Below are 11181 nucleotides of genomic sequence, written 5' to 3' on the forward strand. Positions count from 1 at the left end.
CGGGCATGTCATTCACCACGGTAGAGAAGGGCGCGCTCGGAGATGCGCGCGGCGAGCCGGTCGGGTCCGGCAGCCAGGATGCTGCGGCTCTCCGACGCTATCACCGCATGCCGGAGGTCGCCGAAGCGCGCACCGAGGTGCTGCGGCTCCGCGCCCTGGTGGCCGAAGCCCGGCCCCAGGATCGGCGCCACCGGCGAGAACGGGCGGAGCCCCGCCTCCTGCCAGTCCACGGTGCCGCCGATGACGAAGCCGAGGCTCCCCCATTCGCCGCCGGCCGTGGATCGGGCGTTGCGTTCGGAGACCTCGCGCACGATGTCGGCCGACACCGTGCCGCCGTCCGGGAGGTGCGCGCCCTGCAGCGACTGCGCCTCGGGGTTGCTCGTGGCCGCGAGCACGAAGACGCCCTTGGAGTGCCGCTTGGCGAGCTCGAACGTGCCGTCGAGGGCCCCGACTCCCAGGAACGGGCTCACCGTGAGCGCGTCGGCCTCCAGCGGGGAGCCGGGCGTCAGCCACGCCTCGGCGTAGGCGTCCATCGTGGTGCCGATGTCGCCGCGTTTCGCATCGGCGATCACCAGGAGCCCGCCGTCGCGGGCCGCCGCGAGCACATCCTCCAGTGCCGTGAACCCGGCCGCGCCGTAGCGCTCGAAGAACGAGACCTGCGGCTTCACGACAGCGACGCGGCCCGCCGCCGCCTCGATCACGCGAAGGCCGAACTCCCGTGCGCCCGCGGCGGAGGCATCCAATCCCCACTCCGCCAGGAGATGAGGGTGCGGATCGATGCCGACGCACAGCTGCCCGTGCGCCGCCACGCCGGCGCGGATGCGCTCGCCGAAAGAGGTCATGCGCCCCCCCGGCGGTCTTGGGCGTACTCCTGCAGGCTCTTGACGGCGAAGCCCTCGCGCAGCACCGGCAGCGCGCTCACGGCGGCGCCGAGCACCGCCATGGTGGTGAACAGGGCCTTGTCGCCGGCGACGGCCGCCGCGCGGATCTCGTAGCCGTCGGCGCGGGCAGCGCCGCCGGAGGGCGTGTTCACAATGATGTCGATCTCGCCGGCGTTGATCAGATCGACGATGTTCGTGCCGCCCGACTCGTGCGTCTCGGAGTACTTGCTCACCACGTCCACGTCGATGCCGTTGCGCGCGAGGATCTCGGCGGTGCCCTCGGTCGCCACGAGGTCGAAGCCGAGCTCGCGGAGGCGGTGGGCGGGGAGGATCACCGCGCGCTTGTCGCTGTCGGCCACCGAGATGAACACGGTGCCCGACTGGGGCATGCCGCCGTACGCGGCCTCCTGCGACTTAGCGAACGCCGTCGGGAAGTCGCGGTCGATGCCCATGACCTCGCCCGTCGAGCGCATCTCAGGGCCGAGCACCGAGTCCACCGTCTGCCCATCGGCGGTGCGGAACCGCTTGAACGGCAGCACGGCCTCCTTCACGGCGACCGGGGCGTCCAGCGGGACACGCGAGCCGTCCTGCTCGGGCAGGAGCCCCTCGGCCTTGAGCTCGGCGATCGTGGCACCGGCCATGATGCGCGAAGCGGCCTTGGCGAGCGGGATGCCGAGTGCCTTCGAGACGAAGGGCACCGTGCGGCTGGCGCGCGGGTTCGCCTCGATGACGTAGAGCACGCCGGCCGAGATGGCGAACTGCACGTTGAGCAGACCGCGCACGCCGACGCCGCGGGCGATCGCGTCGGTGGCCTCGCGCACGCGGTCGATGTCGGTGCGCCCGAGGCTGATCGGAGGGAGCGTGCACGACGAGTCGCCCGAGTGGATGCCGGCCTCCTCGAGGTGCTCCATGACGCCGCCGATGTACAGCTCGTCGCCGTCGAACAGCGCGTCGACGTCGATCTCGATCGCGTCGTCGAGGAAGCGATCCACCAGGAGCGGCAGCCCGGGACCGATGATCGCGGCGTCGGCGATGCGCACGAAGTAGTCCCTCAGCGCATCGGTCGAGTAGACGATCTCCATGCCGCGACCGCCGAGCACGAAGCTGGGGCGCACGAGCACCGGGTAGCCGATCTCCTCGGCGATGGCCACGGCGCCGTCGACGTCGATCGCCGTGCCGTTGCGCGGTGCGACGAGGCCGGCGTCGTCGAGCAGACGCGAGAACAGCTCACGCTCCTCGGCGAGGTCGATCGCCGCAGGCTTGGTGCCGAGGATCGTGTAGCCGGCCTCCTCGATCCCCTTGGCGAGGCCGAGCGGCGTCTGGCCGCCGAGCTGGCAGATCACGCCCAGGATCTCGCCCGACTGGGACTCCGCGTGCAGCACCTCGAGGACGTCCTCCAGGGTCAGCGGCTCGAAGTAGAGGCGGTCGGAGGTGTCGTAGTCGGTCGACACCGTCTCGGGATTGCAGTTGACCATGATGGTCTCGTAGCCGGCCTCAGCGAGCGCGAACGACGCGTGCACGCACGAGAAGTCGAACTCGACGCCCTGGCCGATACGGTTGGGTCCCGACCCGATGATGACCACCTTGGTGCGATCCGACGGGGTGACTTCGGTCTCGAAGTCGTAGCTCGAGTAGTGGTACGGCGTCAGGGCGGGAAACTCCCCCGCGCAGGTGTCGACGGTCTTGTAGACGGGGCGGATGGCCAGACCGTGACGGATGCCGCGCACCTGGGTCTCGCTGTCACCGCGAAGTTCTGCGATCTGGGCGTCGCTGAAGCCGTGCTCCTTCGCGACCCGCAGGGTGGCGGCATCCAGCTCCCCCGCCTGGCGCACGAACTCGGCGACCTCGTTGATGAGGGCGATCTGGTCGAGGAACCAGGGGTCGATCTTCGTCGCCTCGAACGCCTGCTCGATCGTGGCGCCCTTGCGCATCGCCTGCTGCAGCACGACGATCCGGCCGTCGGTCGGCGTCTTGGCGATCTCGAGGAGCTCCTCGACGCTGCGTTTCTCGTCGCCCCAGTGGAAGCTCGAGCCGCGCTTCTCGAGGGAGCGGAGGGCCTTCTGCAGGGCCGTGGCGTAGTTGCGGCCGATCGCCATCGCCTCGCCCACCGACTTCATGGTGGTGGTGAGAGTCGTGTCGGCGGCCGGGAACTTCTCGAAGTTGAAGCGCGGCACCTTCACGACGACGTAGTCCAGCGTGGGCTCGAAGCTTGCGGGTGTGGCCCGCGTGATGTCGTTGGGCACCTCGTCGAGGCGGTAGCCGATCGCGAGCTTGGCGGCGAGCTTGGCGATCGGGAAGCCGGTCGCCTTGGAGGCGAGCGCCGACGAGCGCGACACGCGCGGGTTCATCTCGATGACGATGATGCGTCCGTTGGCCGGGTCGACGGCGAACTGGATGTTGCAGCCCCCGGTGTCGACGCCGACGGCGCGGATGATGTCGATGCCGATGTCGCGCAGCTTCTGGTACTCGCGGTCGGTCAGGGTGAGGGCGGGTGCCACGGTGATCGAGTCGCCGGTGTGCACGCCGACCGGGTCGACGTTCTCGATGGAGCAGACGACCACCGTGTTGTCGGCGGTGTCGCGCATGAGCTCGAGCTCGTACTCCTTCCAGCCGAGGATCGACTCTTCCAGCAGCACCTCGTTCGTCGGCGAGTCGTGCAGACCCGCTCCGCCGATGCGGCGGAGGTCCGCTTCGTCGTAGGCGAAGCCCGACCCGAGACCGCCCATCGTGAACGAGGGGCGCACCACGAGCGGGTAGCCGAGCTGCTCGGCGCCCGCCAGGAGGTCGTCCATCGAGTGGCAGATGACCGACTTGGCGACGTCGGCGCCCGCCTCGAGCACGAGCTCCTTGAAGACCTGCCGGTCCTCGCCCCTGCGGATGGCGTCCACCTTCGCGCCGATCAGCTCGACGCCGTACTTGTCGAGGATGCCTCTGTCGTGCAGCGCCATGGCCGCATTGAGCGCCGTCTGCCCGCCGAGGGTCGGCAGGATGGCGTCGGGCTTCTCCTTCGCGAGGATCGTCTCGATGACCTCGGGCGTGATCGGCTCGATGTAGGTGGCGTCCGCGAAGTCGGGGTCGGTCATGATCGTGGCCGGGTTGGGGTTGACGAGGATCACGCGGATGCCCTCGTCGCGCAGCACGCGGCAGGCCTGGGTGCCCGAGTAGTCGAACTCGGCGGCCTGCCCGATGACGATCGGGCCGGAGCCGATGACGAGGACGGAGTGGATGTCGTCGCGCTTAGGCATTCTTCTTGGTCTCCAGGTTCGCGACGACCAGGTCGCGGAAGCGGTCGAACAGGTAGTTGGCGTCGTGCGGGCCGGCGGCGGCCTCGGGGTGGTACTGCACCGAGAACGCGGGGATGTCGAGTGCGCGCAAGCCCTCGACCACCTGGTCGTTGAGCCCGACGTGGCTCACCTCGATGCGGCCGTAGCCGTTGGGGCTGTCGAACTCGCCCTCGACTGGGGCGTCGACGGCGAAGCCGTGGTTGTGGGCGGTGATCTCGACGCGGCCGGTGGACTTGTCGAGCACGGGCTGGTTGATGCCCCGGTGGCCGAAGGGCAGCTTGTAGGTGCCCAGACCCAGTGCGCGGCCGAGCAGCTGGTTGCCGAAGCAGATGCCGAAGAACGGGAGGCCGTCGTCGAGCACGCCGCGGAGGAGATCGACGTGTTCGCCGGAGGCGGCCGGGTCGCCGGGGCCGTTCGAGTAGAAGACCGCGACCGGGTCGATCGCGCGGATGTCGTCGATCGTGACGTCCTGCGGAAGGACGTGCACGTCGAAGCCGCGCGCCGCGAGGTTGTCGACCGTCGCCTGCTTCACGCCGAGGTCGAGCACGGCGAGGTTGCCGATGCGCTCCCCCGTCGCCCTCGTGACCTCGGCGGCGGACACCGAGACCTGGGCCGACAGGTTCTGGCCGGCCATCTGCGGGGCCTCGCGCACGAGGCGGAGCTGTTCGTCGGGGTCGAGGGCGGCGGCCGCGCCCGAGAAGACGGCGCCGCGCATCGAGCCGGCCGAGCGGATGTGGCGCGTGACCGCGCGGGTGTCGATGCCGCTGATGCCCACCACGCCGTCGTTCTCGAGAGCATCGTCGAGCGATTCATCGGCGCGCCAGCTGGAGACGACGCGCGAAGGGTCCCGCACGATGTAGCCCGATACCCAGATGCGTCGGGACTCGGTGTCTTCGCTGTTCATGCCGGTGTTGCCGATGTGGGGCGCGGTCTGGAGGACGATCTGGCCGGCGTACGAGGGATCGGTGAGCGTCTCCTGATAGCCGGTCATGCCGGTGGCGAAGACGACCTCGCCGATGGTGGTGCCGATGGCGCCGTAGGCGCGTCCGACGTGGCGGGTCCCGTCCTCGAGCACGAGGACGGCCGGGTCGGTGTGGAACAGGGTCATGCGTCGGTTCCCGTCTTGGTCGGGGGAAGGATGCCGGCCACGGCGTCCGCGAGGGCGCGGGCCGAGGCATCCTGAGGTCGGAGGTACGAGTCGACGACGGTGCCGTCGTCCAGGCGCCAGGCCAGGCGCACCAGGCCGTCGCGTTCCACCACGCGGTCGATCGCGACCGTCGCCTGAGCGACGTCCTCGATGCGGTCGATGGAGAGGAAGAGGCGCGGCCGGCCGGTCACGTCGAGCGCCACCCCGGCGTCGGTGACGGTCACGTCGGAGCGCGAGCGGAACCCGAGCCCGCGGATGGCGAGTCGTTCGAGCGGCTCTCCGTGGCGGGTCGTGGCCACATACAGCGCCGGCCAGGCCGAGAGGGTGGAGGAGCCGGCCGGGATCTCGCCGACCGGCGCGGTGAGGCCTGAGTCGCGTCTCGTTCGACGCCACCAGGCCCACACGAGCAGGCCCAGCAGCACGATCGTGGCGCCCACGATGATGGCGAGCGCAGCCTCCCGGGTCATGCGCGCACTCCCGGGGTGCCGAGGAGGGCACCGTCGGCGACGGTGACCGTGCCCTGATGGAGCGTCCAGCGCACGTCTCCCGGCAGCTCGCGGCCGAGGTACGGCGAGTTCACACTGCGACCGTGCAGGTCGTCGGTCGTGAAGGCGCGCCGGGGCGCGGGGTCGTAGAAGGCGAGGGATGCGGGCTGCCCCGCGGTGAGCGGCGTGCCGTGGCCCGCCAGCCGCCCGATCCGGGCGGGCTCGCGCGACATGACCCGTGCGACGTCGCCCCAGGTGATCAAGCCGGTGTCGATCATCGACTGCTGCACCACGCGCAGTGCGCTCTCGAGGCCGACCATCCCGTTCGCGGCCGCGTGCCACTCGCACGCCTTCGCCTCGGCCGGGTGGGGGGCATGGTCGGTCGCGACGATGTCGATCGTGCCGTCGGCCAGACCCTCGCGCACGGCGAGCACGTCCTCCTCGCGGCGCAGCGGCGGGTTCACCTTGAAGCGCGCGTCGTAGTCGCGCACCAGCTCGTCGGTGAGGAGCAGGTGATGGGGCGTGACCTCGGCGGTCACGTCGACGCCCCGCTTCTTCGCCCAGCGGATGATCTCCACCGAACCCGCCGTCGAGAGGTGGCAGACGTGCAGCCGCGAGCCGACGTGCTCCGCCAGGAGGACGTCACGCGCGATGATCGACTCCTCCGCCACGGCGGGCCAGCCCGCCAGGCCGAGCTCGGCCGAGACCGCACCCTCGTTCATCTGCGCGCCCTCGGTGAGGCGCGGGTCCTGCGCGTGCTGGGCGATGACGCCGCCGAACGCCTTCACGTACTCGAGCGCTCGCCGCATGATGAGCGGGTCCCACACGCAGAAGCCGTCGTCGCTGAAGACGCGCACCCGGGCGCGGGAGTCGGCCATGGCGCCGAGCTCGGCGAGGCGCTCCCCCTTCTGCCCGACGGTTACGGCGCCGATGGGCTGCACCGTGACGAAGCCCGCCGCCTCCCCGAGGGCGAGCTCCTGCTCGACGACACCCGCGGTGTCGGCGACCGGCGAGGTGTTGGGCATCGCGAACACGGCGGTGTAGCCGCCGGCGGCCGCGGCACGGGAGCCGGTGAGGATCGTCTCGGAGGCCTCGTACCCGGGTTCGCGCAGGTGGGTGTGGAGGTCGACGAGGCCGGGCAGCATGACGAGTCCGTCGACGTCGACGACCGTGGCGCCGGCGCGGCTGAGACTCGGCCCGATCTCCGCGATGACGCCGTCGGCGACGATGACGTCGGCCGCGGAGGTGCCTTCCAGGAAGGCTCCCCGGAAGAGAAGGGTCTCGCTCATCGGGTGTTCTCCTTCTCTGTGCCGCTCAGTGCTTCTGACCTGCTCAGTGCGGCATGCGTCGCGGGCGCGGTCTCGGCCGGGGTGCGCTCCGCGCCCGCCAGCAGCAGGTAGAGCGCGGCCATGCGCACCGAGACGCCGTTGGTCACCTGCTCGAGCACCGTCGAGCGGGGCGAGTCCGCGGCTTCTGCGGAGATCTCCAGACCCCGGTTCATGGGTCCGGGGTGCATGACAATGCTATCCGGTCCGAGCGCCTGCAGGCGGCGCGCGTCCAGGCCCCAGCGGCGCGAATACTCCCGTTCAGTGGGGAAATACGCCGCATTCATGCGTTCCGCTTGGATGCGCAGCATCATCAGCGCGTCCGGCCCGGCCGCGATCGCCTCATCCAGGTCGTACACCACCTCGACCGGCCAGGTGGAGACGTCCTGGGGCACGAGGGTGGGCGGCGCGACCAGGGTGACATGTGCTCCGAGCGAGGTGAGCAGCCACACGTTGGAACGGGCGACGCGCGAGTGCAGGACGTCGCCGACGATGGTGACCTTCACTCCGGCGAGATCTCTCCCCCGGCTGTCGGTGCCGAAGCGCCGCTTGCGGATGGTGAAAGCGTCGAGGAGCGCCTGGGTCGGGTGCTCGTGCGTGCCGTCGCCGGCGTTCACGACCCCGGCGCTGATCCAGCCGCTGGTCGCGAGCGTGCGCGGCGCCCCGGACGCGCCGTGGCGGATCACCACGGCGTCTGCGCCCATGGCCTGGAGCGTCTGCGCGGTGTCCTGCAGCGACTCGCCCTTCGAGACGCTGGAGCCTTTCGCCGAGAAGTTGATGACGTCGGCCGAGAGCCGCTTGGCAGCCGCCTCGAACGAGATGCGGGTGCGCGTCGAGTCCTCGAAGAACAGGTTGACGACGGTCTTGCCGCGCAGGGTGGGAAGCTTCTTCACCTCGCGCTGCTGGGTGTCGGCCATGTCTTCCGCGACGTCGAGGATGCGCAGGGCGTCCTCGACGTCGAGGGTCTGGGTGTCGAGGAGATGCCTCATGACTCGATCGTCACCTCCTCGACGGAGTCGGTCTCCGCGAGGCGCACGTTGACGCGCTCCTCCCGCGAGCTGGGAAGGTTCTTGCCGACGAAGTCGGGGCGGATCGGCAACTCGCGGTGGCCGCGGTCGACGAGGGCCGCGAGCCGGACGGCCGCCGGGCGCCCGATGTCCTGCAGGGCGTCGAGGGCGGCACGGATGCTGCGACCCGAGAAGAGCACGTCGTCCACGAGCACCACGACCTTGCCGTCGATGCCGCCGGCCGGGATCTGCGTCGGCTGCGGGGCGCGTGTGGGGTTGCGATGGAGATCGTCGCGGTACATCGTGACGTCGAGCGCCCCGACCGGGACCGCGGCCCCTCCGAACTGCTCGACGAGCGCTGCGATACGGCGGGCCAGGGTGACTCCGCGAGTGGGGATTCCGAGGAGGACGAGGCCTTCGGGTCCCTTGTTCGACTCCAGGATCTCGTGGGAGATCCGAGTGAGGGCCCGGGCGATGTCGGCCTCATGCAGCACGGTGCGCGTGCTCATCCGCCGCTCCCTTCTCCGCCTCACGGGACGGGGTTAAAGGTTGCTGTGATCGGCGTCCAGTCTACGACACGGCGAGGGCCGGCCCCACCCGGGGGCCGGCCCTCGCCGTCGGTTCGCGGCCGTCAGCTGCGCGGCGCCGGACCGCGGAGCACCCGCGACGCGACCACGAGCGCGGCAGCGATCAGCACGACGTTCTTGAAGATGTACTGCCCGGTGAGCGTCGGGCCGACCGGACCGAAGACCTCTGCGGGCAGCAGGACGATCGGCGAGAGGATGCCGACGAACGCCAGTGCGAGCACGACAAGGCCGACGCGGGCGAACGCGCCGCCGGCGATGAGCAGCACGCCCGCGCCGACTTCGATCACCGCGGTGGCGATGAGGGCGGCCTGGCCGCTCACGAGGCCGAACGTGAGCTTCTCCCACGTGGCGCTGACGAGCGCCTCGACCGGGCTGACGCCCGGGAAGAGCTTCAGCACGCCGAAGACGGCGAACACGGCGCCGAGGGCGATGCGCAGGGCGGGTATGCTCCACCGCTGCAACGAGACCTTCACGGCCGCCTCGGCACGCGCCTCCCAGAAGAGGACGGTGCGGACCGGGTTGTGGCGACGGGCCGAGGCGGGGACGACGACGCCGGCGGCGCCGTGGACGGGGACGGTGGTCATGGCGTGACTCCTTCGGGTTCTGACGCCCGTGATGGCGGGCACGGTGATCAGGACTCGAACGGGTCGCTCGGTGATACGCGCCGAGTGAGATTGCTGCCGGGTACACACATCATCCACGGCATTCCGCCGCCTCGTTGTAGATGACCTACAACGAGACGGCGGTCGAGGTCTTCACGCCGCAGGAGTGCTGGCGGCGCGGTACAGATCATCCTCCACCTGCGATGCGCGGATCGGGTGTCCCTGGCTCGTCAGGCATTTCCCGCTGGCGAGGTCCCACTTCCAGTCGTGGAGGGAGCAGGTGAGCACGCCGTCCTCGATCTTGCCGGTCTTGGTCAGGTCGGCGCGCAGGTGCGGGCACCGCCGCTGCACCATCCAGTCGCCGAGCTGGGCGTCCTCGGTCTGGTCGGTCTGCTCCGCATACCAGTTCTCGACGTACTCGATGCGGTCACGAGACAGGCACTTGAGGAACGTCGTCAGGAACTCATTGAACTTGCCGCTGCGCCCGACCTCGAACTGCATGGAGAGGAAGATCGAGTTCGACCAGTCGATCTCGTGATCGGCGATGTTGGTCGACACCAGGTCGGCGGGGATCGTGTACCAGTAGATGCACTCGTCGCCGGCGTACTCGCGAACCTTGGCCTTCGGGAAGTCGACGACCATGTCGAGGTCGCCGATGCGGAAGCGCACCACGCCGCCCACGCCGTTGCGGATCGTCCGGGCGCGCCGCAGCAGGGGCTCCCACCACTCCTTGATCGCCGCCAGCATCTCGTCCGGCGGCAGAACGGCCGCGCGCGACGCCTCCTCGGCGCGGATCTCGTCCTGACGCGCGTCGCGCTGCTCTGCGAGGTACGACCACTTGTCATCGAAGATCCGGTCGATCTCGGCATCCGTGTACAGCGTCTGCGAGACCGAGAGCTCGCCGCCGTTCAGCTCGACGACGGTGCCGGGCACGAACTCGTAGCCCTTCTGATCCGAACGCAGCTCTTTCATGTGCTGCAAGAACTGCCGCTGGTCGGTGAAGATCGCATCGCCGTCGATCCCGTACCCGTTGTACTTGAAGAGCTCGTCGCGCAGGAACATCGGCGGGCCGGCCATGGGGAAGACGTGCTCGGCGTCGACCTTCTCGATGTAGTACATCGCCCGCTTGTTCTGCGCGTCGCGCTTCAGCTTGGCGAAGTTCCGCTTCGCGTCCCGGGGCAGGTCGTAGACCATCGGCCACCAGATCGCTCCCGACACCTGCGTGAAGTACGCCTCCGGCTTCGAGAACGACATGAGCTTCTCGAGATCGAGCGGGTGCGAGTCGTTCTGGTTCAGGATGCTCGCGGTGCCGTCGTCGACGCTCAGCGACGAGTCTCCGATGGGCCCGTCACTGGGGGCGCGAAGCGGTGTGACCATCACCCTGAGGTCGCCGAACTCGAGCGGCACGCCCGCCTGCGTATAGATGATGTTGTCGTAGCCGAGCTTGCGGAGATCCTGCTCGAGGTCGTCGGTCGGGTAGTCCGGCAGCAGCACCTTGATGCTCTTGGGCACGTACTTGTGCATGAGCGCCGGGTCGAAGTGATCGCGGTGGCGATGCGAGACGTAGAGGAAGTCGGCGTTGCCGTACTTCTCCCAGTCCAGTCCCCGGTTGTCGGGGAACGGGAACCACGACCCGAAGAATGTCGGGCCGATCACCGGATCGCAGAGGATGCTTCCCCCCGCCGTCTCGATGAACATTCCGGCGTGGCCGAGACCCGTGATGCGCATGGGCTTGTCCTCCCCTATCCAGCGGTCGCTCCGGCGAACCACACGAGTCTAGGCGACGCCTCGACGGGGCACAGGCCGCCTCGGCCGTGCAAAAGCCGATCCTGGTGCGGTGCGCGCGATCGGGGGGCCGGCGGC

The 11181-nt window shown here is 69.7% G+C and carries 9 protein-coding genes; all 9 read right to left on the bottom strand.

Annotated elements, in window-relative coordinates; all coding sequences use genetic code 11:
* Positions 1–8: 8 nt before the first annotated feature.
* Positions 9–842 (bottom strand): orotidine-5'-phosphate decarboxylase, encoded by an 834-nt coding sequence (pyrF, locus tag ACN9MP_RS08375; RefSeq protein ID WP_426325572.1) that lies wholly within the window; start codon positions 840–842, stop codon positions 9–11.
* The gene (gene carB / locus ACN9MP_RS08380; RefSeq protein ID WP_426325574.1) at positions 839–4126 is read right to left on the bottom strand and encodes a carbamoyl-phosphate synthase large subunit; all 3288 of its coding nucleotides are present in this window, start codon (positions 4124–4126) and stop codon (positions 839–841) included. The genes pyrF and carB overlap by 4 nt, the downstream gene beginning before the upstream one ends.
* Positions 4119–5273 (bottom strand): glutamine-hydrolyzing carbamoyl-phosphate synthase small subunit, encoded by a 1155-nt coding sequence (gene carA, locus ACN9MP_RS08385; RefSeq protein WP_426325576.1) that lies wholly within the window; start codon positions 5271–5273, stop codon positions 4119–4121. The genes carB and carA overlap by 8 nt, the downstream gene beginning before the upstream one ends.
* Positions 5270–5779, bottom strand: a complete 510-nt coding sequence (locus ACN9MP_RS08390; RefSeq protein ID WP_426325578.1) for a hypothetical protein — start codon at positions 5777–5779, stop codon at positions 5270–5272. Before ACN9MP_RS08390 ends, carA begins: the two co-directional genes overlap by 4 nt.
* On the bottom strand, positions 5776–7086 hold the full coding sequence (locus tag ACN9MP_RS08395) for a dihydroorotase (RefSeq protein ID WP_426325580.1): 1311 nt from the start codon (positions 7084–7086) through the stop codon (positions 5776–5778). Before ACN9MP_RS08395 ends, ACN9MP_RS08390 begins: the two co-directional genes overlap by 4 nt.
* Positions 7083–8111 (bottom strand): aspartate carbamoyltransferase catalytic subunit, encoded by a 1029-nt coding sequence (locus tag ACN9MP_RS08400; RefSeq protein WP_426325582.1) that lies wholly within the window; start codon positions 8109–8111, stop codon positions 7083–7085. Before ACN9MP_RS08400 ends, ACN9MP_RS08395 begins: the two co-directional genes overlap by 4 nt.
* On the bottom strand, positions 8108–8638 hold the full coding sequence (gene pyrR / locus ACN9MP_RS08405; protein WP_426325584.1) for a bifunctional pyr operon transcriptional regulator/uracil phosphoribosyltransferase PyrR: 531 nt from the start codon (positions 8636–8638) through the stop codon (positions 8108–8110). The genes ACN9MP_RS08400 and pyrR overlap by 4 nt, the downstream gene beginning before the upstream one ends.
* 122 nt (positions 8639–8760) lie before the next feature.
* Positions 8761–9300: a DoxX family membrane protein gene (locus ACN9MP_RS08410; protein ID WP_426325586.1), complete on the bottom strand. Its 540-nt coding sequence runs from the start codon at positions 9298–9300 to the stop codon at positions 8761–8763.
* 171 nt (positions 9301–9471) lie between these two features.
* The gene (locus tag ACN9MP_RS08415) at positions 9472–11046 is read right to left on the bottom strand and encodes a Rieske 2Fe-2S domain-containing protein (protein ID WP_426325587.1); all 1575 of its coding nucleotides are present in this window, start codon (positions 11044–11046) and stop codon (positions 9472–9474) included.
* Positions 11047–11181: the final 135 nt, after the last annotated feature.

It is taken from the genome of Microbacterium sp. E-13 (assembly GCF_049912955.1).
In the GTDB taxonomy this organism is placed as follows: domain Bacteria; phylum Actinomycetota; class Actinomycetes; order Actinomycetales; family Microbacteriaceae; genus Microbacterium.

Excerpts from the sequence above, each read along its gene's own strand:
- ACN9MP_RS08395 (WP_426325580.1), bottom strand. The coding sequence starts at position 7,086 with ATGAGCGAGACCCTTCTCTTCCGGGGAGCCTTCCTGGAAGGCACCTCC.
- ACN9MP_RS08390 (WP_426325578.1), bottom strand. The coding sequence starts at position 5,779 with ATGACCCGGGAGGCTGCGCTCGCCATCATCGTGGGCGCCACGATCGTG.
- ACN9MP_RS08400 (WP_426325582.1), bottom strand. The coding sequence starts at position 8,111 with ATGAGGCATCTCCTCGACACCCAGACCCTCGACGTCGAGGACGCCCTG.
- carB (WP_426325574.1), bottom strand. The coding sequence starts at position 4,126 with ATGCCTAAGCGCGACGACATCCACTCCGTCCTCGTCATCGGCTCCGGC.
- carA (WP_426325576.1), bottom strand. The coding sequence starts at position 5,273 with ATGACCCTGTTCCACACCGACCCGGCCGTCCTCGTGCTCGAGGACGGG.
- ACN9MP_RS08410 (WP_426325586.1), bottom strand. The coding sequence starts at position 9,300 with ATGACCACCGTCCCCGTCCACGGCGCCGCCGGCGTCGTCGTCCCCGCC.
- ACN9MP_RS08415 (WP_426325587.1), bottom strand. The coding sequence starts at position 11,046 with ATGCGCATCACGGGTCTCGGCCACGCCGGAATGTTCATCGAGACGGCG.
- pyrR (WP_426325584.1), bottom strand. The coding sequence starts at position 8,638 with ATGAGCACGCGCACCGTGCTGCATGAGGCCGACATCGCCCGGGCCCTC.
- pyrF (WP_426325572.1), bottom strand. The coding sequence starts at position 842 with ATGACCTCTTTCGGCGAGCGCATCCGCGCCGGCGTGGCGGCGCACGGG.